The 26,001-nt window shown below is 70.0% G+C and carries 21 protein-coding genes; 6 read left to right on the forward strand and 15 right to left on the reverse strand.

All coding sequences use genetic code 11. The annotated features are described in order from the left end of the window. Positions 1–2 precede the first annotated feature (2 nt). Together IEY63_RS09260 and IEY63_RS09265 are read right to left on the reverse strand one after the other, a co-directional pair. Entirely contained in the window at positions 3–944 is a 942-nt protein-coding gene (locus tag IEY63_RS09260; protein WP_189068716.1) for an ABC transporter substrate-binding protein, read from the reverse strand. Next, the gene (locus tag IEY63_RS09265) at positions 941–1,900 is read right to left on the reverse strand and encodes an ABC transporter substrate-binding protein (RefSeq protein WP_189068717.1); all 960 of its coding nucleotides are present in this window, start codon (positions 1,898–1,900) and stop codon (positions 941–943) included. Before IEY63_RS09265 ends, IEY63_RS09260 begins: the two co-directional genes overlap by 4 nt. Positions 1,901–2,015: 115 nt before the next feature. Between IEY63_RS09265 and IEY63_RS09270 the strand changes: the two genes are divergently transcribed. After that, positions 2,016–2,258: a hypothetical protein gene (locus tag IEY63_RS09270; protein WP_189068718.1), complete on the forward strand. Its 243-nt coding sequence runs from the start codon at positions 2,016–2,018 to the stop codon at positions 2,256–2,258. Positions 2,259–2,381: 123 nt separating this feature from the next. On the opposite strand, the gene IEY63_RS09275 is transcribed toward IEY63_RS09270, so the two are convergent. The 4 genes from IEY63_RS09275 to IEY63_RS09290 form a co-directional block, all read right to left on the reverse strand. Further along, entirely contained in the window at positions 2,382–4,406 is a 2,025-nt protein-coding gene (locus IEY63_RS09275) for a beta-galactosidase (RefSeq protein ID WP_229784604.1), read from the reverse strand. Between the two features lies 1 nt (position 4,407). Next, complete coding sequence (locus IEY63_RS09280) at positions 4,408–5,286, reverse strand: carbohydrate ABC transporter permease (RefSeq protein WP_189068719.1); 879 nt, start codon at positions 5,284–5,286, stop codon at positions 4,408–4,410. Next, positions 5,283–6,179: a carbohydrate ABC transporter permease gene (locus IEY63_RS09285; RefSeq protein WP_189068720.1), complete on the reverse strand. Its 897-nt coding sequence runs from the start codon at positions 6,177–6,179 to the stop codon at positions 5,283–5,285. The genes IEY63_RS09280 and IEY63_RS09285 overlap by 4 nt, the downstream gene beginning before the upstream one ends. 138 nt (positions 6,180–6,317) lie before the next feature. Then, on the reverse strand, positions 6,318–7,586 hold the full coding sequence (locus IEY63_RS09290; protein ID WP_189068721.1) for an ABC transporter substrate-binding protein: 1,269 nt from the start codon (positions 7,584–7,586) through the stop codon (positions 6,318–6,320). A gap of 262 nt (positions 7,587–7,848) precedes the next feature. Between IEY63_RS09290 and IEY63_RS09295 the strand changes: the two genes are divergently transcribed. Continuing rightward, complete coding sequence (locus tag IEY63_RS09295) at positions 7,849–8,850, forward strand: LacI family DNA-binding transcriptional regulator (protein WP_268239655.1); 1,002 nt, start codon at positions 7,849–7,851, stop codon at positions 8,848–8,850. A gap of 54 nt (positions 8,851–8,904) precedes the next feature. Here the strand turns inward: IEY63_RS09295 and IEY63_RS09300 are convergent, their stop codons facing one another. Continuing rightward, on the reverse strand, positions 8,905–9,513 hold the full coding sequence (locus tag IEY63_RS09300; RefSeq protein ID WP_189068723.1) for a helix-turn-helix domain-containing protein: 609 nt from the start codon (positions 9,511–9,513) through the stop codon (positions 8,905–8,907). A 66-nt stretch (positions 9,514–9,579) separates the two neighbouring features. Here IEY63_RS09300 and IEY63_RS09305 point away from each other — a divergent pair, with 66 nt between their 5' ends. After that, positions 9,580–10,647 (forward strand): serine hydrolase domain-containing protein, encoded by a 1,068-nt coding sequence (locus IEY63_RS09305; RefSeq protein ID WP_189068724.1) that lies wholly within the window; start codon positions 9,580–9,582, stop codon positions 10,645–10,647. A gap of 3 nt (positions 10,648–10,650) precedes the next feature. Here the strand turns inward: IEY63_RS09305 and IEY63_RS09310 are convergent, their stop codons facing one another. Beyond that, complete coding sequence (locus IEY63_RS09310) at positions 10,651–12,444, reverse strand: acyl-CoA dehydrogenase (protein ID WP_189068725.1); 1,794 nt, start codon at positions 12,442–12,444, stop codon at positions 10,651–10,653. A gap of 132 nt (positions 12,445–12,576) precedes the next feature. Between IEY63_RS09310 and IEY63_RS09315 the strand changes: the two genes are divergently transcribed. Both IEY63_RS09315 and IEY63_RS09320 read left to right on the forward strand, forming a co-directional pair. Further along, positions 12,577–13,551, forward strand: coding sequence for an NADPH:quinone oxidoreductase family protein (locus tag IEY63_RS09315; RefSeq protein WP_189068726.1), 975 nt, complete (start codon positions 12,577–12,579; stop codon positions 13,549–13,551). Next, on the forward strand, positions 13,548–14,006 hold the full coding sequence (locus IEY63_RS09320) for a MerR family transcriptional regulator (RefSeq protein WP_189068803.1): 459 nt from the start codon (positions 13,548–13,550) through the stop codon (positions 14,004–14,006). The genes IEY63_RS09315 and IEY63_RS09320 overlap by 4 nt, the downstream gene beginning before the upstream one ends. A gap of 12 nt (positions 14,007–14,018) precedes the next feature. Here the strand turns inward: IEY63_RS09320 and nagA are convergent, their stop codons facing one another. Both nagA and IEY63_RS09330 read right to left on the reverse strand, forming a co-directional pair. After that, positions 14,019–15,152, reverse strand: coding sequence for an N-acetylglucosamine-6-phosphate deacetylase (nagA, locus tag IEY63_RS09325; RefSeq protein ID WP_189068727.1), 1,134 nt, complete (start codon positions 15,150–15,152; stop codon positions 14,019–14,021). A gap of 9 nt (positions 15,153–15,161) precedes the next feature. Continuing rightward, on the reverse strand, positions 15,162–18,008 hold the full coding sequence (locus IEY63_RS09330) for a sensor domain-containing protein (RefSeq protein WP_189068728.1): 2,847 nt from the start codon (positions 18,006–18,008) through the stop codon (positions 15,162–15,164). 190 nt (positions 18,009–18,198) lie between these two features. Here IEY63_RS09330 and IEY63_RS09335 point away from each other — a divergent pair, with 190 nt between their 5' ends. Continuing rightward, positions 18,199–20,328, forward strand: a complete 2,130-nt coding sequence (locus tag IEY63_RS09335) for a molybdopterin-dependent oxidoreductase (RefSeq protein WP_189068729.1) — start codon at positions 18,199–18,201, stop codon at positions 20,326–20,328. A gap of 44 nt (positions 20,329–20,372) precedes the next feature. Here the strand turns inward: IEY63_RS09335 and nagZ are convergent, their stop codons facing one another. The 5 genes from nagZ to IEY63_RS09360 all read right to left on the reverse strand — a co-directional run bounded on the left by nagZ (position 20,373) and on the right by IEY63_RS09360 (position 25,970). Next, a complete protein-coding gene (gene nagZ / locus IEY63_RS09340; protein WP_189068730.1) occupies positions 20,373–21,830 on the reverse strand; it encodes a beta-N-acetylhexosaminidase in 1,458 nt (485 codons plus the stop codon). Then, complete coding sequence (locus tag IEY63_RS09345) at positions 21,827–22,861, reverse strand: SIS domain-containing protein (protein WP_189068731.1); 1,035 nt, start codon at positions 22,859–22,861, stop codon at positions 21,827–21,829. The genes nagZ and IEY63_RS09345 overlap by 4 nt, the downstream gene beginning before the upstream one ends. Next, positions 22,858–23,673, reverse strand: coding sequence for a carbohydrate ABC transporter permease (locus IEY63_RS09350; RefSeq protein WP_229784605.1), 816 nt, complete (start codon positions 23,671–23,673; stop codon positions 22,858–22,860). The genes IEY63_RS09345 and IEY63_RS09350 overlap by 4 nt, the downstream gene beginning before the upstream one ends. Before the next feature lie 59 nt (positions 23,674–23,732). Next, positions 23,733–24,635, reverse strand: a complete 903-nt coding sequence (locus IEY63_RS09355) for a carbohydrate ABC transporter permease (RefSeq protein WP_189068733.1) — start codon at positions 24,633–24,635, stop codon at positions 23,733–23,735. A gap of 84 nt (positions 24,636–24,719) precedes the next feature. Beyond that, positions 24,720–25,970, reverse strand: coding sequence for an ABC transporter substrate-binding protein (locus IEY63_RS09360; protein ID WP_189068734.1), 1,251 nt, complete (start codon positions 25,968–25,970; stop codon positions 24,720–24,722). Positions 25,971–26,001: the final 31 nt, after the last annotated feature.

Raw genomic sequence — 26,001 nt, forward strand, 5'->3', positions numbered from 1 at the left:
GATCAGGGCCGCCTGAGCAGCGCGCCCTGCAGTTCCTGCGCCAGCGTCAGGGCGCTGAGCGGCCCGCCGAAGGTCCAGGTGCGCTCGTTCAGGGCCTGCGCCCGCCCGGCCTTCACGAACGGCAGCGCCTGCCACAGCGGGCGCGTGCTGGGCGCGGCGAACACGTCGTCCTCGCGCTGCGCGACGTACAGGAAGTGCCGGGTGTTCAGGGTGCTCAGCGCCTCCAGGCTCACCTCGCTGAAGCCGTAGGGTTGGTTGGCCGCGGCCCAGCCGTTCGTGAGGCCCACCGCGCCCAGGATCTCGCTGACCATGCTGTTGCGGGTGAACAGGCGCAGCGTGGCGCTGCCCGTGCGGGCGGTGTACGCCTGCGCGACCACCACGCGGTCCCCGGCCAGCCCCTGGGCCTTGAGGGCCTGACGCACGCGGGCCAGGCGCGCGTCGAGGTTGGTCAGCACCTGCCGGGCGGTGCCCTCGCGCCGCAGGACGCGGGCCATGGTCGTGAACGTCTGGCGCATCTCGCCCAGCTGGGACTCGCCGCCGTACGGATCGAACACCAGGGTGGGTGCAATGGCGCTCAGCTGCGCGTAGCTGCCCGCAGCCCGTAGTTTTGTCGTGATGATCAGGTCCGGTTTCAGCGCGCGGATCAGTTCCAGGCTGGGCTGCTGGCGCGTACCGACGTCCCGCACGCCCGCGCCCAGGCTGACCGGCACCCGCACCCACTCGCGGTACCCGGTCAGGTCGGCCGCGCCGACCGGCTGCACGCCCAGTGCCAGCAGGTTCTCGGTGTACGTCCATTCCAGGCTCACGACGCGTTTGGGCACGCCGGTCACGCAGGTCTGCCCGAGGGCGTGCGTGACGGTCTGCCCCGTGCAGGTGGCGGCGTGCGCTCCGCTCAGGGCACTCAGGAGCAGGGCGGTGAGCAGGCCCAGGGGTCGGGGGTTCACTTCACCTTCTCCAGAATCAGTTTCGTCAGGGCGGGACTGTCCCGCAGCGACACCAGCGGCCCGGCCCAGGGGCTGTTCGCCTCCTGGGTGTACACGACGGTCTGCCCCTTCAGGCGCTGCCCGACGGCGCTTTGCAGGAAGTCCTGCGCGCCGTTGTACTGCCCGCCGGGGGGGAAGACGATGACCAGCGTGTCCCTGCTCAGGGACAGCAGCGCCTCGTCACTCACGACGCCGCCGACGCCCAGGACGTTCGCGTCGCCCTTCAGGCCGTCCTTGAAGCCCAGGGCGCGCACGTCGTCAATCAGGCGGGTCTTCGTGTACAGGTACGTGCCGCCGCCCTTGAAGGGCGAGACGACCACAGCCTTGGGGTAGCGGCGGAACACCCCGGCCGCCTGGAGGGCGCGGGCACCGGCGCGGTTGGTGTCGGCCACCTGCTTGATGAGCTTCTCGGCCTGCTCCTGCTTCCCGAACACGCGGGCCAGGTCGCGCAGGCCTTTTTTCCAGTAGCCGCTGCCCTGTTCGCTGTACCCGACGGTGGGGGCGATGCGGCTGAGCTGCGGGTAGTTGCCGTTGCCCTGCCACGTGGCGCGGACGATCAGGTCGGGTTTCAGCGCGAGGATGGTTTCCAGGTTGGGCTGCGTCCAGTTGCCCACGAAGGTCGCGCCGCTCAGGTCGCCGCGCGCCAGAAAGGTCCCCTTGATGCGTTCGGGCTTGATCTTCCCGTCGGCGGTGAGATCACCGGGGCCCAGCAGGGCGCTGCCCACCCCCACCAGGCGGTTGCTGATGCCCAGCGCGTAGATCCAGCCCAGCGCTTCCTCATCCAGCGCGATGATCCGGGCCGGGTTCAGGGGGACGGTGGCGGTGCCCTCGTCGTGTTTCAGGGTGAGGGTGGGGCCCTGGGCGGCGAGGCCGAGGCTGGTGAGGGACAGGGCAGTCAGGAGTGTGCGGCGCAACATGCGGCCCACCCTAGTTAAGCCGAGCGGATTAGTCAAGTTTATACCCCGCCGGGGGTTCGGCTCACGTGTGAACTTTCTCATCGTGACGTCCACTGCGGCCAGCACACCATGACGCATGCTCGACCTTTCCCCTGACGCGGCGCAGCACCTGCGGAGGGCTGCCCGACTGAACGACTCCGAAGCCTTCACCCTGCGCGCTCAAGCCGCCGCCGCCCCCACCCAGGCCGTTCAGGACGCCATGATGGAACTCGCCGACCGTCACCTGCGCCTCGCCGTGCACCAGCGCCAGCTGGCCCGCGCCATGGACGACGCCCGGACCTCCGGACGGCACGGCGCCGAACTGTCCCGCAGCGCCTGAGCAGCGCGCCGCATCGCCGCCCCAGCGGACGCTGAGGCGGCGATGTTCACTGCCAGTGCTCCCAGATTGGACGGTCACTTCCCACTCCCAACCGGAACCCGGGTGCCCTGGAGGGACCCGGGCTCAGGTCACGACCAGCTGGTCCAGCGTGAAGTCCGCTGGGACCCGCAGCAGCGCCGCCTCCAGTGGCGCCAGAGACAGCGCAGGGGTCGCCCGGTCATGAACCGCGTCCACCACGCCGTCCACCTGCACGTGCACCGGCTGCGTCCCGAAATGAATCAGGTGCAGCAGCTTACCTCCCTTAATGTCACTGAGGGTCACGTCCAGGCCGTCCGGCAGGTCGGCGGTGGCCACGTCGGCCCCATGAAGAGCACCGCGCAGCAAGTCCGTCAGCGCCGCCGCGTCCGGCCGGGTGGACAGGTAATACGCGTGGCCCTGCCCGAAGGCGTGGCGGGTCACGGCGGGCTGGCCCGCGATGAAGTCCGTTTCGTACGTGGCGAGCACCTCGGCGCCGTCCGTGTGCAGCACCTCGGCCCACTCAATCACCGGGGTCACGCGGCCGTCCGCCCAGCGCACCTCGCGCGTCTCGCCAGTCTGGAGGGGCGCCCATTCCTCCACCCAGGCGCCCAGCACGTCCTGCAAGAGGCCCGGGTACCCGCCGGGAATCACGTGATCGTCGCCGTCCACGACGCCGCTGTAGGGCCCCATGACCAGCGTCCCGCCGCCCTGCACGAACGCGCGCAGGCCCTGCGCCGCCTCCGGGGTCAGCAGGTACTGCTGCGGGAGCGCCACCACTCGGTACCCGCTCAGATCCGCGTCGGGCGGCACGAAGTCCACGTTCACGCCCAGGGACCGCAGCGCCGCGTACCACGCGCCCACCACGGGCAGCAGCGGCGTTACGGCCGGCTGGCTGGCCTGCGACAGCGCCCACCAGGAGTGCCAGTCGAACATGATGGCCACGTCCGCCTTCACGCGGGCGCCGCGCAGGAAGTCCAGCCCCTTCAGCTCCTGCCCCAGGTCACGCGCCTCACGCCACACCCGGGAGCGTTCGGGGGGCACGTGACCGACCAGGGCGCTGTGGTACTTCTCGGCGCCCGCCACGGACTGCCGCCACTGGAAGAACTGGATGCCGTCCGCGCCGCGCGCCAGGGCCTGAAGGCTCAGGGCGCGCATCAGGCCCGGTCGTTTGGGCGCGTTGCGCTCACGCCAGTTCACGGCGCTCGTGGCCTGTTCCATCAGCAGCCAGCGCTGCCCGCCGCGCAGGGAGCGCGTCAGGTCGAACACCATGCCCGCCTCCAGGTGCGGGGCCACGCCCGCCGGGTCGGGGTACACGTCCACGGCCGCCACGTCCTCCTCCTGCGCCCAGCGGAAGTAATCCAGGCCCGGCAGGAAGCCCAGGAAGTTCGTGGTGACCGGCACGTCCGGCGTCACCTCGCGCAGCACCTCGACCTCCGCGCGGTGCAGTTCCAGGATGTTGTCGCTGGAGAAACGCCGCCAGTCGAGGCCCTGACTGGGGTTCGGGAAGCTGGGCGCGCGGCGGGGCGGCTGCACCTCGGCCCAGTCGCCGTACCGCTGCGACCAGAACGCGGTGCCCCACGCGCGGTTCAGTTCGTCCAGCGACCCGTAGCGCGCCCGCAGCCACTCGCGGAAGCGTGCGGCGCACTGCGCGCAGTAGCACTGGTCGATGTGGCAGCCGTACTCGTTGTTCACGTGCCACAGCCGCAGCGCCGGGTGGTTGCCGTAGCGCTCGGCGACCGCGCGGGCCAGCCGGACGCTCAGCGCGCGGTAGTGCGGGTCGCTGGGGCAGTACAGCTGCCGCGCGCCGACCTCCAGCCGCACGCCGTCCACCGTCACGGGGCGCGAGTCCGGGTAGGCCAGGGACAGCCAGGGCGGGGGAGAGGCAGTCGCCGTGGCGAGGTTCACCCGCACGCCCCCCTCGTGCAGCAGGTCCATGATCTCGTCCAGCCACGCGAACTCGAACTGCCCCTCGCGCGGCTCGAGCTGCGCCCAGGAGAAGATGCCCAGCGACACGAGGTTCACGCCCGCTTCCTGCATCAGGCGCACGTCCTCGCGCCAGACCTCGCGCGGCCACTGTTCGGGGTTGTAGTCGGCGCCGTACGCGAGGGCGCCCAGATCGAAGCGCACCACGTTAGTCCTTCACCGCGCCGCCCGCGATGCCCGCCACGAAGTGACGTTGCAGCGCGAGGAACAGCGCCAGGAACGGTACGGTGGCAATCGCGGTGCCCACCATGATCCCGCCCCACGACACGCGGGTCAGGCCCACCAGGGTGCCCAGCGCGACTGGCATGGTGTAGCTGTCCTTCTGTGTCAGGACGATCAGGGGCCACAGGTAATCGTTCCAGCTCGCCAGGAACAGCAGGATCGCCAGGGCCGCCAGTGCGGGGCGCACGACCGGCAGGGCGATCTGCCAGAAGATCCGCCCCTCGCTGGCACCGTCAATGCGCGCCGCGGCCAGCAGGTCGTCCGGCACCGTCTGGAATGCCTGGCGCATGTAGAAGATCCCGATGGTGTTCGCCAGGGTCGGCAGGATCACCGCCTGGAACGTGTTGCTCATCTTCAGGTCACGGGCGACCAGGATGAACTGCGGAATGATCGTCACGAACGTCGGGATGGTCAGCGTGGCCAGGATCAGCCCGAACAGGATGTTGCGGCCCGGGAAGTTGTACTTCGCGAACGCGAAGCCCGCGAGGCTGGTCAGCAGCATGCTCAGCAGGGTGTACGCCACCGAGATCACGGTGCTGTTGCCCAGCGCCCGGATGAAATTCGTGTCCGCCTGCAACCCGTCGAAGTTCTCCTTGAACGCCCCGCCGAACCACAGGGGCGGGTTGGGGCTGAAGATCGCCGTTTCCGGGTGCGTGGCGAACACCAGCATCATCCACAGAGGCGCCAGGAACAGCAGGGCCAGCGGAATGAGGGCCACGTGCAGCCAGATGGCGCTGCTGCGGTCGCGGGCGGCCTTGCCGCGTGAGGGCCGCGTGACGGGCGGCGTGGATTCCAGCGTGGTCATGAGTCCCTCCCGAACAGGCGCAGCTGCGCGAAGCTGAAGATGGCGGCCAGCGCGGCAACGGCGTACGCAATGGCGCTCGCGTACCCGAAGTTGAAGCTGCGGAAGCCCTGCTGGTACAGGTACGTGCCCAGCGTCATGGTGGCGTTCCCGGGTCCGCTATTCGTGATCAGGGCCGGCTCCGTGAACAGTTGCAGCGTGCCGATCACGCTCAGGACCACGCAGAACAGCAGCGTGGGCCGCAGCAGCGGCAGGGTCATCTTCCAGAACTGCTGCCAGGGCGTCGCGCCGTCAATGGCGGCCGCCTCGTACACGTCCTCAGGAATCCCCTGGAGGCCCGCCAGGAGAATGATCGCGTTGTACCCCGTCCAGCGCCACGTCATGGCCAGGATGATCACGGCCATGGCGGGCACCGGCTGGTTCAGCCAGTCCACCTGCGGCAGGCCTAGGCCGCTCAGGGCGCGGTTCACGATGCCGAACTCCCCGTTGAACAGCAGGCGGAACACCGCCGAGTACGCCACGGTCCCCACCACCAGCGGCGCGAAGAATGCGAAGCGGAACAGCCCGCGCGCGCGCAGCAGGCGGCTGTTCAACGCGACGGCCAGCGTGGTCGCCAGGGTCAGCATCAGCGGCACCTGAATCACCAGGATCACCAGGGTGTTCTTCAGGGCGGTGCGGAAGAATTCGTCCCCGATCAGGCGCTGCCAGTTGCTCAGGCCGTATCCGGCAGCGGCGCCCAGGCGGGAATCCTTGAAGCTCATCAGGAAGGAACTCACGATCGGCCACGCCCAGAACGTCGCGAAGATCAGCAGGTACGGCAGGATGAACAGGTACGGGGCGAGCGGCACGCGTCGGCGGCGCCGCGTGGGTGGGGCAGGGGTGGGCACGGTCGTCATGGGATCCTCACGGGCAAAGAGGGCGGGCCGGATTCGCGGTCGCCGGGTGTGGCGGCGCGCTTCCGGCCCTGGAGGCGGCGAAGTTGGGTGGCAGTGGCCTGCGGGCAGCGCGTCACCGGGCCGCTGCCCGCACGGGGCTTACTTCGCGACGGGCAGGCCGGTGGCGGCGCTGATCTTCTTCGCGGCGTCGTTCAGGGCGTCCTGCGCGGTCTTGTACTTGCCCTTGATGTAGTCGGCCTGCACGACGATCATGACCTGACGGGCGTCCTGGAAGTACTGGGTGCCGCGCGCGGCGGGCACGTCGCCCAGCGTGTCGAGGATGGTCTTCCAGACGGTCTGATTGCCCCAGTACGGCTGCTTCTGGTTGACGTAGGCGTCCTTGCTGGCGGTCAGCAGGCTGGGCACCAGGCCCTGGCTCTTGAGCATGGTGACCTGACCGTTCGTGGTGGCCAGGGCGTTTTCCATGAAGGCGTACGCGGCGGCCTTGTTCTTGCTGCTGCTGGGCAGGGCCAGGGCGCTGCCGCCCAGGTTGCTGGCGCGCACGCCGCCGGGCTTGCTGGCGGGCATGGGGTACACGCCCCACTTGCCGGACTGGTCGGCTGCGTTCGTACGGATGGTGCCCTCGTACCACGCGCCGAACATGGCGCTCGCCAGGCGGTTGGCCTTGAAGGCCGTGATCTGGCCGCCCCAGTCGGTGGTCATGACGACGTCATTGGCAAAGAGCTTCTTGACGGTGTCCAGCGCCTGCACGCAGCCGCTCTTGGCAATGGTGATCTGCGTGGCGGTGTTGTCGAAGTAGAAGCAGCCGTTCTGGTTGGCGAGCATGCGGAACCACTCGTCGTCCTGGCCGTTGCCGACGGCACCCATCTTGACCTTGCCGCCGAACTTCGCGTTGACCTTCTTGCCCGCGGCGATGAAGTCATCCCAGGTCTTGATGCCGTTCGGGTTCACGCCCGCCTGCTGGTACAGGTCGCGGCGGTAGAAGATCACGACGGGGCCGGAATCCCAGGGCATGGCGTAGCGTTTGTTGCCGACCGCCAGTTCCGTCCACTTGAAAGCGGGGAAGGACTTGGCGTACTTCGCGGCGCCCAGGGTGTTCAGGTCGGTGAAGCAGTCGGGGAAGCGCGCCCAGAACACTTCGGCCTCGTTGTTCTCGATGGAGTACACGTCGGGCATGTCCGCGCCGCCGGCGGCGCAGCCGGCCAGGCCGCGGTCGTACACGTTCTGGTTGCCCAGGTCGACCACGTTGACCTTCACGTTGGGGTACTTCTTGTTGAAGCTGGGGATGGTGCTTTCCAGCGCCTTAGCGGCGGCGTCCCAGGACCAGACGGTCACGGTGCCCGAGAGGCTCTGGGCGGAGGCGGTGCCCATCAGGGCGAGGGCGGTCAGCAGGGCAAGTTTCTTCATGGCGTCTCCTGGAGGGACGAGGTAAGTAACCGGTTTCCGCACGGTGGCTCACGTCGACTTCGATCTGTAGTAACCGGTTTCTGAATGACAGCGAAGTGACGTGGACACCGTGCAGGACGAAGTGAAGATTGGCGGGGCGCTGCGGTCGGCGCCTGTGTCCATAAGGACGGGTTTACTTGTGATACATCTGGAGCATACATTTGAGTAACCGGTTTCGCAAGGGGGGAACACCATCCGCAAAAAAGCCCCAACCATCTACGACATCGCCGTGCGCGCGCAGGTCTCCGTCGCCACGGTCTCCCGCGTCCTCAACGGCCACAGCACCGTCAACGAAGTCCTGCGCGAACGCGTCGAACAGGCCATGCGCGAACTGCGCTTCCGCCCCAACCGCATCGCCCAGACCCTCTACCACCACCGCAGCAAGACCATCGGCTGCATCCTCCCCGACATCGGCAACCCCTTCTTCAGCCAGCTGTTCCTGCAACTGGAAATCGGCGCGTTCGAACGCGGCTACACCATGATCCTGGGCAACACCGTCAGCACCCGCGACATGGAACTCACCTACCTGCACGCCCTCACCGAACGCCAGGTCGACGGCCTGCTGTACCTCGGCGGTCTCGCCAACGACACCCACCCCGACCCCGAAGCGCTGCGCACCCTGCACGACATCGCCGAACGCCTCCCCATCGTGGCCGTCAACGGCGACGTCCCCGGCGCGCCCCTGGCCGCCAGCGTCCGCGCGGACGAATGCGGCGGCACGCGCGCGCTGCTGGAACTGCTTCACGCACGCGGCCACACTCGCGTCGCCTTCCTGGGGGGCCTGCCCGACGTCACCACCAGCGTCGAGAAACTCGACCTGTACCGCACCTGGCACCCCACCCATCCCCCCGACTGGGTGCAGCTCAGCGGCCTGACCATCAACGCGGGCCGCGCCGCCATGACCGCCCTGCTGGGCAGCGGCCCCCTCCCCACCGCCTGCCTGTGCGTCAACGACCTCGTGGCCGCCGGGGCGCTGGCCGTCGCGCACGAACGCGGCCTGAACGTCCCTGGCGACCTGTCCATCGTGGGCTTTGACGACATCTTCGTCGCGCAGGTCGTCACCCCACCCCTCACCAGCGTCAGCCACAACTACGCCGAGGTGGCCCGGCAGGCCCTCGACGCCCTGCTCCACGCCATCGAAGGCCAGAAACCCGAACGGCACATCACCGTCCCCACCCAGCTCGTCGAACGCGACTCCGTCAGCTCACCCCTCGTGCACAGCTGAGCGAGCGGCAGGAACCGGTTGAGCGGCGATCCGGTCCCTGCCGCTGTCCGACCGTCATCCAGGCAGCAGGAAGAGGCCGAGGGCTGCGGTCTGTCGCTCACTGTCCTGCACAGGCCGGAAGTACCGGGCGGTCAGGGCATCGAGGTCACGTCGCAACTCCGTCAGCTCGTCTGGACTCAGGTTCAAGGGCACCCAGCGGGTCACGGTATGTGCTGGCGCGAACACCTGAGCGTAGGTTTCGGACACGCTCAAGTCACCCATCACAGGATCTACCTGTAGCACCCCATGTTCGAAGAAGAGCCGCAGGTGAATGTTCATTTCCGGCAGGTCAAGTCGACTGTAACTGCGTTCCAGACCCGCCTTGAGCGTTAGGTTCAGCCGCTCGTTCAGGTACGCGCTCAAGGAGGGGTAGGGTGAATCGCGGAACGGCACGTCGAACGTTGAATGCGCGGGGATGTAGCGGCGTACACTGCGGCCCGCACGGCGCTCGATGCTGGCGATAGTCAACACGTCTGCTGCCAGTAGGCGCTTCACGCGTCGGTACGTCGTGTTGGGTTTCGTGCCAGTCAGGTGCGCGAGCTCAGTCACGCTGCGCGGGTGCTCGTAACAGCGAGCCAGCAGGGTGAGGTGAGGGGGGTCGAACAGCAGCTCAGCGCGCTTCACTCCAGCATGATTTCAGGTCTTGCTGATCACGTTGGGGCACGCGAGCTTCAGGGTGTGCCCGTACCCATGACCCTGGACGTCCTGATTGAGCAGGCCCGCCGGACTCATTCCTCTGCCCTCTGCGTCATGCAGGGCGGTGAAGTACTGATTGACGAAGCCCCGAACCACACGGGCGGCCGGCCCATTGAGACCATGAGTGTCACGAAGGCCGTACTTAGCCTGCTGGTTGGCCGGGCAGTGACACTGGGCGTCCTGCCGGGGGCGGACGTGGCAGTTGCTGAGTACTACCCAGAATGGCGGCAGGGCCGCAAGGCGGACGTCACGCTGCAGCACCTCATGACCCATACCAGTGGTTTACAGAACGTGCCCGCCGCCCCTGAAGAGATCTATCCCAGCCCGGATTTCGTGCAGCTGGCCCTTTGCGCGGAACTGCGCCACGCGCCAGGTACGGCCTTCAGCTACAACAATAAGGCGGTGAACCTCATCTGTGGCCTGCTGGACCGCGCGACCGGACAGCGGGCTGATGACTTCGCCCGTGCGGAACTGTTCGCTCCTCTTGGCATCCACGAATGGCAGTGGGATCGGGACAGGGCAGGTACGCCTCACGGCATGAGCGGTCTTCAACTTCGCGCAAGAGATTTGGCGCGGCTGGCACAGCTCACACTCCGTGGTGGTGAAGGCCTGATCACACCGTCCTGGATTCACGCCAGCACCTGCCCGGCCACGCCAGCGACCCCACGCATGGGCCTGCTGTGGTGGACATGGCATCCGCAGACGACATACACGGTCACGGACGCGCACGTGCAGCACCTGCGCGAGGCGCAGGCCAGCCCAACGCAGATTGGCGCCCTGACCACCCTGCGCGGCACGCACACTCGCCAGGACTTCCACACACTGATGGGTACGGTGGGGTTCGATCCCACACAAGTGCCCGCTGGGACCCGCTGGCTGCAAGAGGATCCCGGCCCGCGCCGGGGCTGGTGTCATGACGGCTGGCTGGGTCAGTACCTCGTGGTGGACGCAGAGGCCGATCTGGTCGCCGTACGCCTGATCGCCGCCGATCAGCCCGGAGTGGGGAGCGCGGGGAGCAGTTGGCCGGAATTCATGGATGACGTGTTCTCGCTGGCCCGTTAGAGGTCAGAACCACTCGCTGTGCATGTCCAGGGTGGTGCGGTCGGCGCTGGCCAGCAGCTCGGCGTGCGCGCGGACTTTCGGGAGTTCGTGCGTGGCGAAGAAGCGCGCGGCGTGCAGTTTGCCGTGATAGAAGTCCGCGTCGGCGCGGGCGGTGGGCAGGGCGCGGGCGGCCGTGGCGGCCTGACGCAGCCACATCCAGCCGACGACCGTGTGCCCCAGCATCTCCAGGGCGCTGTTCGCGTTGGCCAGGAACAGGTCCGGGCCGAGTTCAGCGGCGCGGGGCAGCAGCGCCCCCAGGGCCTGGGTGGTCCAGCCGATGGCCTGCCGCAGGGCGGCGCGGATCTCGTCCAGGCCGCCTTGCCCCTCGCTGGCGTCCAGGTCGGCCTGCATGTAGGCCAGCAGCACCGTCAGGCCGCGCCCACCCGCCTGGGTCAGTTTGCGGCCCAGCAGGTCGTTGCCCTGGATGCCCTCGGTTCCCTCATGGATGGGGTTCAGGCGGTTGTCGCGGTAGTACATCTCGACGTTGAAGTCGCGGGTATACCCGGCGCCGCCCATCACCTGAATCGCGTCGCTCAGCGCCTCCTGGCTGTACTTGCTGGGCCAGCTCTTCACGATGGGCGTCAGCAGGTCCAGCAGCAGTCCGGCGTCTGTGCGCCCCTCCTCCGGGCCGGTCTGCGTGTCGTCCACGAGCAGGCTGGCGTACAGGCCCAGCGCCAGTCCCCCCTCCACGAACACCTTCTGCCGCAGCAGCAGGCGGCGCACGTCGGCGTGCTCGATGATCGCCACGGGGGGCGCGGCTGGGTCCTTCTGGCTGGCGTGGCGGCCCTGGCGGCGCTCGCGGGCGTACGCGAGGCTCTCCATGTACCCGGCGGTACCCAGCATCACGGCGCCCATGCCCACGCCGATGCGGGCCTCGTTCATCATGTGGAACATCTGCGCCAGTCCGCGCCCCGGCTCGCCCACCAGTTCACCGATGGTCTCGCCGCCCTCGCCGAAGTTCAGGAGGGTGTTCGTGGTGCCCCGGTAGCCCATCTTGTGGTTCAGGCCCGCCAGGACGACGTGGTTGTCCGCGCCCGGCGTGCCGTCGTCATTCACGCGGTAGCGCGGCACGAGGAAGAGGCTGATCCCCTTCACGCCCGCCGGGCCACCCGCGATGCGCGCCAGTACCAGATGCACGATGTTCTCGCTGAGTTCGTGCTCGCCGCCGCTGATCCACATCTTCGTGCCGGTGAGGGCGTACGTGCCGTCACCGCGCGGCGTCGCGGTCGTCGTGATGTCCGCGAGGCCCGAACCGGCATGCGGTTCACTGAGGGCCATGGTGCCGAACCAACGGCCCTCCAGCAGTGGGAGCATGTAGCGCCCCTGCTGCTCGGGGGACGCGAACACCCGCTGGAGGTTGGCGTTCCCGATGGTCAGGAACGGGTAGCCGCTCGTGGAGACGTTCGCGGCTTGGAAGTTGGCCTGCACGGCCTGCATGACCACCCACGGCAGTTGCAGTCCGCCGAGGTCCTCGTCGTGGTGGGCGCTGAAGAAGCCCGCGTCCCGGAAGGCGCGCACGGCGTCACGCATGGCGGCGGGCAGCACCACCTTGCCTTCCACGACGTGCGGCTCGCTCAGATCGGCCTCGCGGGCGTGGTTGGCGAAGTAACGCTCGGCCACGGAATACGCGAGGTTCAGGACGTCCTCGTACACCTCGCGGCTGTGCTCGGCGAAGCGGGGGCGACTCGTGAGGTCGGCGGTGGGGAGCACCTCGAACAGCTGGAAGGACAGGTCGCGGCGGTTCAGGAATGGGGCCATGCGCGGGCCTCCTTGCAGGAATGGGGGAGAGGGGAGGGGCTGGAACCTCCCGAGCGTACGGGGAGTGAACGTGAACGTCAACTTTGAACGCCCGCGTTAAGATGGGGGCATTCCACCCCGGGAGGACCCACCATGCGCGCCTTGACCTGCACCGCCTTCGATGAACCCGAAACCCTGATCGTCACCGAGCAGCCCACCCCGACCCCCGGCCCCGGCGAGGTCCTGATCCGCGTGCAGGCTGCCAGCGTGAACTACCCCGACGCCCTGATGGTGCAGGGCAAGTATCAGGTGCGCCCACCCCTGCCCTTCACGCCCGGCGCGGAGGCCGCCGGAACCGTCGAGGCCGTCGGGGAAGGCGTCACGCACCTTCAGGTCGGCCAGCGCGTCGCCGCGTTCACCGGCACCGGCGCGTTCGCCACGCACCTGATCGCCCCCGCCGCCGCCACGCTGCCCCTCCCGGACGACCTGGACCTGAACGTCGCCGCGACCCTGCCGCTCGCGTACGGGACCGCCATGCACGCTCTGATCGACCGCGGGCAACTCAAGGCCGGTGAGATGCTGCTGGTCCTGGGCGCCGCCGGGGGTGTCGGCCTCGCCGCCGTCATGATCGGTAAGGCCCTCGGGGCGCGCGTGATCGCCGCCGCCAGCACCCCTGAGAAACTCGAACTCGCGCGGGCGCACGGTGCGGACGATCTGATCAATTACGCCCAGACCGACCTGAAGGCGGCCCTGAACGACCTGAGCGGGAAGAAGGGCGTGGACGTCATCCTCGATCCCGTCGGGGACCGCTGGGCCGAGAGTGCCTTTCGCGCCATCGCCTGGGGCGGCCGGTACCTCGTGATCGGCTTCGCGGGCGGCGAGATCCCGAAACTGCCGCTGAACCTCCCGCTGCTCAAGGGCGCGTCCATCGTGGGGGTCTTCTGGGGCGAGTACGCCCGGCGCGACCCACGCGGCAACGCCCGCCACCTCACCCAGCTGGCCGAATGGGTGCGCAGCGGCACGCTGAACCCCGAGATCAGCCGCACCTACAGCCTGGAGGACGCGCCGCAGGCCATGCGGGATCTGCTGGAGCGGCGCGTGACCGGGAAAGTGATCGTCACGCCGTGAACCCCACCTACTACACCACCGCTGAACTCGCGCGCGCGGCGCACGTGACCCGCCGGACCGTCATGCACTACGCCGAACTGGGCCTGCTGACTCCGGATCAGGTGACCGCGTCGGGCCGCGCGCTGTACGGCCCGTACGCCCTGCGGCTGCTGCGCGACCTGATCGACCTGCGCGCCCTGGGCTTCACGCTGGAAGAAGCGCGGGACGCCGTCACCCTGCGCCGCGCCACGCACGACGTGAACGGCGTGTACCACCGCGACTGGACCCGCGCGGACATTCCCATCAGCGATGAACGCCTCCAGGCCCTTCAGGTGAAACTGCGGACCGTGCATGACGCCTACGAGCGTCAGGCGGACAACCTCGAACGCTTCGACCGCTGGCTTACCAAGCGCTTCACGGGCGGACAGCTGCCCACTGAATCCGAAGGGGATGAACCGGACAGTGACGTGCCCTGACGCGGGCACTGGTCAGCGCACCGCCTGACCGGCCACCCACACGCCCTGTACCTCCAGCGCGGGATTCAGGGCCACCAGATCCGCGCGCAGCCCGACGCGCAGTTCCCCGCGGTCGTGCAGGCCCACCGAGCGGGCGGGCGTGAGGCTGGCCATGCGGCTCGCCTCGGGCAGCGGCACCCCGGCCGCCACGGCGCGCCGCAGCGCCTCGTCCATCGTGAGGACACTCCCGGCAAGCGTGCCGTCGGGCAGGGTGGCGTGCGCGCCGCGCACCGTGACGGGCTGCCCGCCCAGTTCGCTCTGGCCGTCGCTCAGCCCGGCGGCACGCATGGCGTCCGTGATCAGCATGACTCGCTCCGGCGCGGCCGCCCGCGCCAGCCGGAACGCTGTGTCGTGCACGTGCACGCCGTCCAGGATGACTTCCAGTACCGCCAGCGGGTCCGCCATCAGCGCGCCGGCCGGGCCGGGTACGCGGCCCTCCACACCGCCCATGGCGTTGAACAGGTGCGTCGCGGCGCCCTGACCGCCGCTGGCATGCACGGTGGCCAGCAGCGCGCTCACGGTGTCCGCGTCCGCGCGGGTGTGCCCCACGCCCACCCGCACGCCCGCCCGCGCGAACTGCACGGCCGCGGCCGCCGCGCCCGGCAGTTCCGGCGCGAGGGTCACGGCGCGCACCACCCCCAGCGCCAGCACCTCCGCCAGCCGCTCGGGCGTGGGGGCCAGCGTGAAGGGCGGCTGCGCGCCCAGCCGCTGCGCACTGATGAACGGGCCCTCCAGGTGCGCGCCGGGCACGTCCGCGCCGCCCGGCACCGGCGCGTGCATGATGGCCGCCACGGCCCGCAGGGCGTCCAGCACCCGCTCCCAGGGGTTCGTGATGGTCGTGGGCAGCAGCGTGGTCGTGCCGCAGCTGGCGTGCAGCCGCGCCAGGGTCGCCAGGCCCTCGGGGCCGTCCATGGTGTCCCCGCCGCCCCCGCCGTGCACGTGCGTGTCTACGAAGCCCGGCAGGATCAGCGTGTCGGTGGGCGCTGACTCGTCTGGCGTGACTGTCTCGATCCGCCCGACCCGCAGGGATAGGGTGCCGGGCGTGAGGCCCTGGGGAAGCAGCAGCAGGCCCCGCAGGACCGTGGACTCAGGGGCGGTGTGCGTCACGCCTGAGTCTTAGCATGTCCGCGCGCTGGGCGCACTGCGCGGCGCGAGCAGCCGCTCGGGCCAGCTGACTTCAAACGCGTCGAACGCGTCCGGTTCCATGGGGCGCGCGTACAGCCAGCCCTGCGCCAGTTCGCAGCCCGCTTCTTGCAGGACCTGCGCCTGCACCTGGGTTTCCACGCCCTCGGCCAGGAGTTCCATCCTCAGCGAGCGGGCCATCAGGACGCTGGCGGTCACGATTGCCTGACTTTCCCGCGCGGCCTGCGTGTCCAGCCCCAGGTCCCGCACGAACGCCCGGTCAATCTTGAGTTCATCGACCGGCAGGGACCGCAGGCTGAACAGCGATGAGTACCCGGTGCCGAAGTCATCCATGCTGACCCGCACGCCCTGCGCCCGGAGGCCCTGCAGCACCTCGCGCGCGCGCGCCGGATTGTCAATCAGGCCGCTCTCCGTGACCTCCAGCACCACCCGGTCCGGGCGCAGGCCGCTGCCGCTCAGGGCCTGCGCGACCCGGTCACTGAAGGTCGGGTCGGCCAGCTGGCGGCTGGAGACGTTCACGCTGACACTCAGGTTCGGGTTCGTCCAGCGGGCCGCTTCACGCAGGGCGGTCGTCAGGACCCACTCGCCCAGGCGCGGCATCAGGCCCGCGCGCTCCGCAGCGGGAATGAACTGATCCGGGGGGATCACCCCCAGCTCCGGGTGGGTCCAGCGCAGCAGCGCCTCAGCGCCGATCAGCACGCCGGTGCCCAGCTGCACCTGCGGCTGGTACACCATGCGGAACCCACCGTCCCGCAGGCTGGCGCGCAGGGCGCTTTCCAGCGTGACGGTGGGAATGCGGGCTGGCGGCGCCGGCTGGAACACCTGACTGAACACCTGCGCGCGTTTGGCCTCGTACAGCGCCGCGTCTGCCTGCTGAAGCAGGGTGTGCGCGTCCCGGGCGGTGTCCGGCGCGAGACTCCAGCCCACGGACGCTTCGAGCAGCAGGGCGCTGCCCCGCACCTCGAACGGTTCCTCGAACAGGGCCTGCAGGTCCCGCACCACGGCCTGCTGGTCCTCAGCCCGGGTCAGCAGGCCGAACTCGTCGCCGCCCATGCGGGCCAGGGCCAGGAGGCCGCGCTGCTCGGCCAGGTGGCACAGGCGGCGGGCCAGATCGGCCAGCAGCTGATCCCCAACCGCGTGACCGAAGCCGTCGTTCAGGAACCGGAAGCGGTTCAGGTCCATCAGGCCCAGCGCCAGTGGCGTCTCCTGCCGCAGGGCCGCGGCGGTCCAGTCGGTCAGGGCTGAACGGTTCAGCAGGCCCGTCAGGGGATCACGGTACGCGAGCCGTTCCAGGCGAACCTTATTCAGGTGCTGCTCAATGAGAATGGCGCCGGACGTGGCGACGGCACTCAGGTTCTCCACGACCGACGCCGTCCAGGCGTGCGGGACCGGGTGGGTCGCCAGGAGCGCCCCCAGCACCTGACCGTCCAGGCCGAACAGCGGCAGCTCGATCAGGCTGCGGGCGTGCGGGCGCACCTGCCGGTGCAGCGCGGGACTGCCGGGGGCGTCCAGGTCGTACGTGACGGCCGCCCGGCCCTGCTGGGCGGGGTCTAGGGCGTGCCAGTGCGCGGTCAGTTCGTCGGGTGGGATGGCGCGCAGGGCCTGCTGCACCTCGGGCGGCAGGTGCCCCTCGAACTCGGTCGGGTGGCTGGCGATGACCGCCCCGATCTGCCAGCCGATCTCCCAGTTGTCCGCGTGCGCGAGCAGCGGCGTCAGCGAGGCCGACAGGGGCGCGCCCGCCAGGGCCAGCCGGTGGGCCTGCGCGGTGCGTTCCCGCCAGATGTCCGCCGTGCGCTGCGCGGTGATGTCCCGCAGGTTCACGGCCCAGTGACTGCGCTGCCCGTCGGCGTCCAGGATCGCGTTGATGTGCACTTCCAGCCACTGCTGAGCTTCAGGCAGGAACAGCGTGTCACGCAGCGCCTCCGTACGCGGCAGGCCCTCCAGCTGCCCGAGCATCTGCAGGACGTTCACGCTGTTGCCGCGCGCCATGGGCCACTCGGGCAGAGGCGTGTCCGGCAGGGCCTCCAGACCGTGGTGGCGGAGCAGGTCCAGCATGGCCGGGTTGGCGTACTCCACGCGCTGATGCCCGGGTCCTGAGCGCGCGTCGATGACCAGCAGCGGGTCGCGTGAGGTGTCCACCATGGTCCGCAGCAGGCGCCGCTGGTCCTCCTGGGTGCGGTCGCGGGTCTGGTCCTCACCGTAGCCGAGCATCAGCTGCAAGTTGCCCGCTTCATCCAGCAGCGGCTGGTACGTGCGGCGTAGGTACGAGGTGCGCGCGCCGCTGAACGTCTCGACGAACTGCACGCTCTGGCCGCTGCGCGCCGCCTCCTGAAAATGCCGGGCGCGGGTGGCGGCCCGCTCGGTCGGGTGCGCGCGCCACTGCATGTACTCAAGATCCGTCCGGCCGATGATGCCCCGGCGCACCGCCGCGTCCCGGATGGCGGCCGGGTTCACGTACAGGTACCGCCCGCTGGCGTTCAGGACGGCCACGTCGGTGGGCATGGCGTCCAGGACCGTGTGACTCAGCTGATGCAGGGGGCACAGCAGCGTGGCGTGTGCCAGCCCCCCAAGCGGCTGCGCCTGACAGGGCACCGGTCCGGCGGGACTGTGCAGGACCACGTTCGGGGCCAGCGCGCGGCCAGGAGAAGCGGCCATCAGGCCCGGCGGCAGGGCCTCGCCGGGCGTCAGGGTAAGCCCCAGCAGGGTGCTCATCGCGTCCGTGCAGCCCAGCACGGCGTGGGTGCGGTCATCCAGGATCAGGACCGCCAGCGCGGCACCAGGCGCCTCGGGCTCAGCCTGGACATCCGGTGCGGGATTCATGGCTCAGTGTGACGTGTCGGGCCGGTACCGACCCCCGAAACTGACCACCATGAAGGCTTAAGTGAATGCTCATGCAGAAGTGGGCAGGTGTACAGTTCCGCTGCGTTCCCCGTGCCGGGGCGGCCCGACCAGCGCGGCCCCCGTGACATACTGCGGGCACCTGCATTCACAACCCACCCGGAGGCACCGCATGACCCTCAGTCCACCCCCACGGCCCCGCGACGGCCTGCACTACCGCGCCTGCAACCTGTGCGAGGCCATCTGCGGCCTGCGCATCACCGTGCAGGGCGGCCAGGTCACCGACGTGCGCGGCGACCCCCACGACCCCCTCTCCCGCGGTCACATCTGCCCCAAGGGCGCGGCCCTGCCTGACCTGCACGCCGACCCGGACCGCCTGAAAACGCCGCTGCGCCGCGACGGCGACACCTGGCACCCCATGACCTGGGACGACGCCCTTGACCTGGTCGCCCGGCGCCTGCGCGAGGTGCAGGCCGAGCACGGCTCGGACAGCGTCGCCACCTTCCAGGGCAACCCCAGTGTGCACAACAGCGGCACCCTCCTGACCGCCGGAGCGTTCCTGAAGGCGCTGGGCACCCGCAACCGCTACAGCGCCACCAGCACCGACCAGCTGCCTCACCACTACGCCGCGGCCGAGATGTTCGGCCACCCCCTGCTGCTGCCCATTCCCGACGTGGACCGCACCGACTTCCTGCTCATGCTGGGCGCCAACCCGCTGGCCAGCAACGGCAGCATCCTGACCGCGCCCGGCATGCGCGAGCGGCTGCGCGCCATCCGGGACCGCGGCGGGCGCGTCGTGCTGCTCGACCCGCGCCGCACCGAGAGCGCCGCGCACGCCAGCGAGTACCACCCGATCCGCCCCGGCAGCGACGCCCTGTTCCTGATGGCCCTGCTGCACGTGATCCTCACCGAGGACCTGGCCCGCCCTGGCCGCCTGGCCGACTTCACCGACGGCCTGAGCGACCTGCGCGCCGCTGCCGCGCCCTACACCCCCGAAGCCGTCGAGGCGGCCACCGGCGTCCCGGCCGCCACCACCCGCGACCTGGCGCGCGCGTTCGCCCGCGCGCCCCGCGCCGCCGCGTACGGCCGCATCGGCCTGAGCGTCCAGGCGTTCGGCGGCCTGTGCCAGTGGCTGCTGAACACCCTGAACCTCGTGACCGGTAACCTGGACCGCGAGGGCGGCGCCATGTTCCCCCACCCGGCCTTTGACCTGCTGACCGGCGCCCACGCGGGCCAGACGCACCACGGCCGCTTTCACTCCCGCGTGCGCCGCCTGCCGGAATTCGACGGGGAACTGCCGAACGCCGCGCTGGCCGAGGAGATCCTCACGCCCGGCGAGGGGCAGATCCGCGCGCTCGTCACGGTCGCCGGGAATCCCGTCCTGAGCACCCCCGGCGGCACGGACCTGGACCGCGCGCTGGGAGGCCTGGACTTCATGGTCAGCATTGACCCGTACCTGAACGAAACCACCCGCCACGCCCACGTGATCCTGCCGCCCGCCACCGGCCTGGAAGTCGAGCACTACGACGTGATCTTCCATCACTTCGCAGTGCGCGCCACCGCCCGCCTGAACGAGCCGGTCTTCCCGGTCAGCGCCGAACAGCGCTTCGACCACCAGATCTTCGCGGGCCTCACCGAACGCCTGACCGGCAAACGCCTCGCCAGCCCCGCCGAGCGGCTCGACGCCGGTCTGCGCCACGGCCCGCACGGGCTCAGTCTGGACGAGGTCCGCGCCCACCCGCACGGCCTGGACCTGGGCCCCATGACGCCCGTGCTGCCCGCGCGGCTCCTCACAGCCAGCGGCCGCATTCAGGTGCTCCCCGAACCCATGCGGCGCGACCTGGCGCGCCTGCACGCCGCCCTGACCGCCCCGGTCCCGCCCCTGGTGCTCATCGGGCGGCGGCAGCTGCGCAGCAACAACTCCTGGATGCACAACACGCCCCGCCTGATGCGCGGCCCCGACCGCTGCACCCTACACCTCAACCCCGCCGACGCGCCCGGTCTGCGCAGCGGTCAGCTCGTGCAGGTCACCTCCCGGGTCGGGCAGGTCACGGTGCCGGTCGAACTGACCGAGGACGTCATGCCGGGCGTCGCCAGCCTCCCGCACGGTTTCGGCCACGCGCGCGCCGGCACCCGCCTGGGCGTCGCGCAGGCCCACCCGGGCGTCAGTCTGAACGACCTGACTGACCCGCTGCTGCTGGATGACCTTACGGGGAACGCCGCCCTGAACGGCACACCCGTTCAGATCAGCCCGGCCCCCCAGGACACTCCGCCCGCGGAGATCGCCGTCCCTTCCGCCTGAATTAGGCCTCTGGTCCTGGCCGGCGCTGAAGCGGCCGGGACCTTTCAGTGGGCTGCCAGCGTCTGCGCAAGCGCCCGGAGATTCGGCTCGCGGAACCCGTGCGTGACCACGGCGGGCAGGGGCAGCGCGGCCGCGTCGTCGGCATTCCACAGGCACAGGTGCCAGGCGCGCCCGGCCACGGTCGGCGCCAGCGCGCGGGCCTCGTCCGTCACGCCCCAGCGGCCCGTGCTTGCCAGCAGGACCGGGGCCTGCGGGTGCGCGTTCAGAACCTGGGCCGTGCCTGCCGGGTCCAGCAGGTCGGCGGTCACCAGCGCCGGGAAGTGCGGGCTCAGCGCCCTGCTCAGATGCTCCAGCGTCACGAAGTCGCCGTACGGGCCGCCCAGAGCGGTATGGGCGGGCGCCAGCAGCAGCACGGGTGCGGCGGCGTCCAGCCGGGGCCCCTCGCCCTGCACGCGCAGCGTGGCCCGCGCCCAGTCCCGCAGCGCGGCGCGGTCCTGCTCCTGCCGGTCCGCCGCGTAGGGGCGCGGCTGGCCCGGGAACCGCTGCGCGGCGCGGTCCAGCCGCATCACGGCCTCGTTCAGGCGGGCGTCGCTGACGGTACCGTCGGCCTGTGCGGTCCTCAGGGCGTGCACATGGGCGTCCGTGACCGTCCGGTCCCCGTGCCCGCAGACGAGCACGGCGTCCGCCCCGGCGGTCAGCGCCAGGCCCGCCGCGCGCCCCTGCGGCCAGCGCCGGGCGATGGCGCCCATGTCCATCGCGTCGGTCACGATCACACCGTCATAGCCCCATTCGCCGCGCAGCACGCCGTTCAGCAGGGTAGGGGAGAGGGTCGCGGGCCACGCGGGGTCCAGCTGCGGATACAGGATGTGCGCGGTCATCACACTGCCCAGCCCCGCGTGCGCGGCGGCGCGGAACGGCACCCATTCCGCCGCCTCCAGCTGCGCGCGGCTCTTGTTCACCACCGGCAGGTCCTCGTGACTGTCCACGCGGGTGTCCCCGTGCCCGGGATAGTGCTTCACGGCGCTCAGGACGCCCGCCGCCTCGCTCCCGCGCGCCCAGGCCACGCCCAGCCGCGCCACGCGGTGCGGGTCCGCGCCGAAGGACCGCTCCCCGATCACCGGGTTCAGCGGGTCTACGTTCACATCCAGGCTGGGCGCGAAATTCCAGTTGATGCCCAGCTCCAGCAGGCCGCGCGCCGCGATCTGCCCGGCATGAAACGCGGCGTCCTCGTCCAGGTCACCCAGCGCCTGCGGAGTGGGGGGCGGCGGCACGTCCAGGCGGCGCAGCACCGCGCCGCCTTCCTGATCCGTGGCGATCAGGGCGTCGCGGCCCAGCGCGTCGCGGATGTCCGCGGTCAGGCGGGCGGTACGCTGCGGCGTGGTGATGTTCCGCGCGAACAGGCACACGCCGCCCACCGGGTGCGCCCGCAGCCAGCGCGCGTCTTCTGGGGTCAGGTCCGCGCCCGGCAGGTCAATGATCAGTGTGGCTTCCGGCCGGATCATCGGGTGCGGGTCACCTTGCTCAGGCGTGGGGGCGCGTCTGGGTTCTCGCCGCGCAGCACGGCCAGGTGCGCGATCAGCAGCTGCGCCGCCAGTGCCGACACCGCCGGGTCCGTCAGCGGGTGCCCGCTGGCCGGGGTGGGCAGGTCCGCCGCGCGGTCCGGCGTGTCGGCGCCGATCACGGTGACGGGCGTGCCGTACCCGCCCAGCGTGCGCAGCGTGTCCGCCGTGAAGGGCGCCGTGGCGTCCCGCGCCTGGAAGAACAGCGCGGGCGTCATGGGATCGGCCAGCCGCGCCGGGCCGTGCGCGAATTCTGCGGTGGAGAATGGCAGCGCTGCGAGGCCTGCCGTCTCCTGGAACTTCAGGGCGACCTCGGCGGCCACTCCCGCGTGCAGGCCGCGCCCGAGGACCAGCAGCCGGTGCGGTACGTCGCGGGCCAGCTGCGCCGCGAGGTCGCACGCCCGCGCCTCGGCCCGCAGGGTGGCCTCCAGCGTATCCGGCAGGGCGTCCAGGGCGCGGGCCAGCGCCGGGTCGGGCTGCCAGGCCTGGACGAGCCGCGCGCCCAGCACGAGCGCCGCCAGGTAACTCTTCGTGGCGGCCACGGCGCGTTCCTCGCCCGCGCACAGCGGCACGACCAGATCAGCCGCCTGGGCCAGCGGACTGCCCTCCACGTTCACCAGGGCGCAGGTGAGGGCCCCGGCGGCGCGGGCGCGGGTCAGCGCCTCGACCAGATCCGGACTGCCGCCCGACTGGCTGATCGCCAGGACCAGCGCCCCGCGCAGGTCGAGGTCGGCGCCGTACACGCCGCTGACGCTGGGCGCGGCACTCATGACCGGGAGGCGCACCTGGGTTTCCAGCGCGTACTTCAGGGTGGTGGCGGCGTGGTCGGACGAGCCGCGCGCTAAGGTGACCACGTAACTGGGGGCGAAAGCGCGGATGGCGCGCGCGGCGGCGTCCAGCGCGGCGCTGCCCGCCTGCCGGGCGGCGACCTGCGGGGCCTCGCGGGCCTCGGTCAGCATCAGGGGTTCGGTCATTTCACAGCTCCTTCCATGCCGCGCAGGAACAGCCGCTGCGCCGCCAGGAACACCAGCAGCACGGGCAGCATCATGATGATCGACCCGGCGGCGATGTTGAACGGGTCGTAGTTGAACTGCCCCTTGAGTTTCAGCACCGCCACCGCCAGCGGGGCCTTGTCGGGCGCGCCGGACAGGACCAGCATGGGCCAGAAGTACGCGTTCCAGGTGGTGACGGTCGTGAAGATACCCAGCGCCGCGAGGCTCGGGCGGGTCAGCGGCAGCATGATCCGCGTGAGGATCGTCAGTTCGCTGGCCCCGTCCAGCCGGGCGGCTTCCAGCAGCGCCGCCGGAATCGCCAGGAACGCCTGACGCATCAGGAAGATCCCGAACGCGCCCGCAATGGTGGGCAGCACCACGCCCGCGTGCGTGCCCAGCAGGCCCAGGTTCTTCAGGGTCAGGGTGTTCACGATGAAGGTGGTTTCGCTGGGAAGCACCAGGGTCGCCACGATCAGGCCGAAGATCACGCCCCGCCCCGGGAAGCGGAAGCGCGCCAGCGGGTACGCCGCCAGCGCGGACACCAGCAGGGTGCCCAGGACGGTCAGGCCCGTGATGACCACCGAGTTCCACAGGTACTTCCCGAGACTGAAGGTGCGGTACACGTCCACGAAGTTGTGCAGCGTCACGCGGCTGGGCAGCAGGCTCTGCGGGAACGCGTAGATGCTGCTCCCGGCGGTCTTGTCGGTCAGGGCGATGGCCAGCGTCCACACGAATGGGAACACGGCGAAGATCAGGATGACGCCCAGCAGCGCGTAGCGCAGCGCCGTGTTCACGGGCCGCCGCCAGGAAACCGGGCGGGTTACCCGTGCGGGGGCTGCGGCAGTGCGCGCGCTCACGCCTGCTCCTCTTCCCGGTGGAAGAAGCGGAAGTTCAGGGCCGAGAGTAGGAGGGCCACGACCGCCACGACCAGCCCGGCGGCGCTGGCCACCCCGTAGTCGAAGTCGAAGCCCTGGAAGGCCTTGGCGTACACGTACATCAGGGCGGTGTACGTGCTGTTCAGCGGCCCGCCGTTCGTGAGGACCAGCACCTCCTCCAGCACGCGCAGCGCGGCAATGGTCGAGAGCAGCGTGCACAGCAGGATGGTGGGCCGCATCAGCGGCACCGTTACCCGCCAGAAGCGCTGCCAGGCGCTCGCGCCGTCCAGAATCGCGGCTTCCTCCAGTTCCTCGGGAATGGCCTGGAGGCCCGCCAGGTACAGCACCATGTAGTACCCGAAACCGCGCCAGAACGTGACCAGCATGACCGCCCAGAACGCCCAGTGCTCATTGTTCAGCCAGCCGAACGCCGCCTCGGGCGTGGTCAGGTGCAGCGCCCGGAGCAGCCAGTTCAGGGTGCCCTCGCGGTTGAAGACCCACTCCCACATCACGGCCGCCAGGGACACGCTGGTGATCACGGGCACGTAGTACGCCGCGCGGAACAGGGCGATCCCGGGAATGTTCTTCGCGACCAGCACCGCGACCGCCAGGGACGCCAGTTGCAGGGCGGGCACGACCAACAGGTACTTCACGCTGTTGGCCAGCGCCGTGCGGAACAGCGGGTCACCCAGCACGGTCTCGAAGTTCCTGAGGCCCACCCACTGCGGCGGCAGGTGATTGGCGAAGCGCGCGCCGTTGTACTCGGTGAAGCCCAGGTACGCGCCGTACAGCAGCGGGTAGAAGGTGAACACCGCCAGCAGGATCAGCGCCGGGGCCAGGAACGTGTAGGACATCAGCGACTGACGCCAGTGAACTTGCATGGGGATCCATCCTTTGCGCGCGGGGGACAGGGGTGCGGGTGGCCCGCCCACGGTCGCGGGCGGGCCACCCGGGTCAGGTGGGACTCACTTCTTCAGGTTGGCGTTCCAGTACATGGCGGCGTCCGCCAGGGCCTGCTGCGCGGTCTTCTTGCCCAGCAGCGCCGCTTCGATGTTGTCGTTGAAGTTCTTGTACAGGTCGTCGCTGTTGCCCGGGGCCTTGTACCCGGGGTTGATCAGGCGGCCCGAGGCGCCCACCAGGGCGGTGGCGCGGGCGACGGGGTCGCTGCTGCTGGTCTTGAACTGCGTGCTGGTCTGCGCGCCCAGCGTGGTGGGAACGACGGGCACGACCCTGGCGAAGCCCAGCTGGTTGGCGTTGTTCGTGAAGAACGCGGCGAGTTTCGCGGCGGCCTGCGGGTTCTTGCTGGCCTTGGGAATCACGAGGCCCATGCTGCCGCCGGTCTGCACGCCGGCCTTGCCCAGCGGGGCCTGCGTGACGACCGTCTTGGCGTACAGGCTGGGGTTGGTGTCCTTGATGCGGGTCAGGGCCTGGGGGCCGCCGATGATCATGGCCACGCGGTTTTGCGCGTACAGTTCCGTGGCGAGCTGGAAGGCCTCGCGGCGCACGGCGTCCTCGGGGATGTACCCGCCGCGGTACAGGGTCACGTACTGCGCGAGCAGGTTGGCGTGCGCGGCGGTGTTGAAGGCCGCCTTGCCGCTCGCGTCGGTGACGGGGAGGCCCTCGGCGTAGAAGTAACCCAGGAAGGACGCGGTGTTCGGGTCTTTCAGGGCGGGCACCCAGGCGTATGCGCCGGTCTTGTCCTTGATGGTCTTGGCGTAGGTCAGCATCTCGCTGGCGGTGCGGGGCGCGCGGGTCAGGCCGGCTTTCTTGAACAGGTCCGGGTTGTACAGCAGCACGCCCTCGTTCAGCCAGCCGTACCAGGGGTACGCGAAGGTGTTCGCGCCGGACGTGAAGTTGCTCAGGCTCTGCGGGTAGAAGGTGCTGCGCAGCGTGGCGGGGCTCGTCAGGGTGTTCACGGCGGTCAGGAAACCGTTCTGCGCGGCCTTCTGCGTCTCGTCGATGTTCAGGTTCACCACGTCCGGCGCGTTGCCGAGGTTCACGCTGGCAATGAAGTCCTGCACCATCGAGTCTTGCTTGTCGAACCACTGCACCTTGATGCCGGGATTCGCCTTCTCGAACGCGGCGATGGTGTCCTTGATGTACCCGTCGAATTTGGGGCTGAGGTACCACGTCCAGAAGGTGACGGTGGTCTGCGCGCCAGCCGTCGAGGCAGTGAGGGCAAGGCCGAGGGTCAGGGCTTTCAGGGTACGTTTCATGGGACTCTCCTTGTGGGAAGGGGGCGCGCAG

Source organism: Deinococcus radiotolerans (genome assembly GCF_014647435.1).
Classification (GTDB): domain Bacteria; phylum Deinococcota; class Deinococci; order Deinococcales; family Deinococcaceae; genus Deinococcus; species Deinococcus radiotolerans.

What these genes read in the sequence shown, in the direction of transcription:
- IEY63_RS09265 (WP_189068717.1), bottom strand. Translation starts at nt 1,900, where the DNA reads ATGTTGCGCCGCACACTCCTGACTGCCCTGTCCCTCACCAGCCTCGGC.
- IEY63_RS09270 (WP_189068718.1), top strand. Translation starts at nt 2,016, where the DNA reads ATGCTCGACCTTTCCCCTGACGCGGCGCAGCACCTGCGGAGGGCTGCC.
- IEY63_RS09280 (WP_189068719.1), bottom strand. Translation starts at nt 5,286, where the DNA reads ATGACCACGCTGGAATCCACGCCGCCCGTCACGCGGCCCTCACGCGGC.
- IEY63_RS09285 (WP_189068720.1), bottom strand. Translation starts at nt 6,179, where the DNA reads ATGACGACCGTGCCCACCCCTGCCCCACCCACGCGGCGCCGCCGACGC.
- IEY63_RS09290 (WP_189068721.1), bottom strand. Translation starts at nt 7,586, where the DNA reads ATGAAGAAACTTGCCCTGCTGACCGCCCTCGCCCTGATGGGCACCGCC.
- IEY63_RS09305 (WP_189068724.1), top strand. Translation starts at nt 9,580, where the DNA reads ATGACCCTGGACGTCCTGATTGAGCAGGCCCGCCGGACTCATTCCTCT.
- IEY63_RS09310 (WP_189068725.1), bottom strand. Translation starts at nt 12,444, where the DNA reads ATGGCCCCATTCCTGAACCGCCGCGACCTGTCCTTCCAGCTGTTCGAG.
- IEY63_RS09315 (WP_189068726.1), top strand. Translation starts at nt 12,577, where the DNA reads ATGCGCGCCTTGACCTGCACCGCCTTCGATGAACCCGAAACCCTGATC.
- IEY63_RS09330 (WP_189068728.1), bottom strand. Translation starts at nt 18,008, where the DNA reads ATGAATCCCGCACCGGATGTCCAGGCTGAGCCCGAGGCGCCTGGTGCC.
- IEY63_RS09335 (WP_189068729.1), top strand. Translation starts at nt 18,199, where the DNA reads ATGACCCTCAGTCCACCCCCACGGCCCCGCGACGGCCTGCACTACCGC.
- nagZ (WP_189068730.1), bottom strand. Translation starts at nt 21,830, where the DNA reads ATGATCCGGCCGGAAGCCACACTGATCATTGACCTGCCGGGCGCGGAC.
- IEY63_RS09345 (WP_189068731.1), bottom strand. Translation starts at nt 22,861, where the DNA reads ATGACCGAACCCCTGATGCTGACCGAGGCCCGCGAGGCCCCGCAGGTC.
- IEY63_RS09355 (WP_189068733.1), bottom strand. Translation starts at nt 24,635, where the DNA reads ATGCAAGTTCACTGGCGTCAGTCGCTGATGTCCTACACGTTCCTGGCC.
- IEY63_RS09360 (WP_189068734.1), bottom strand. Translation starts at nt 25,970, where the DNA reads ATGAAACGTACCCTGAAAGCCCTGACCCTCGGCCTTGCCCTCACTGCC.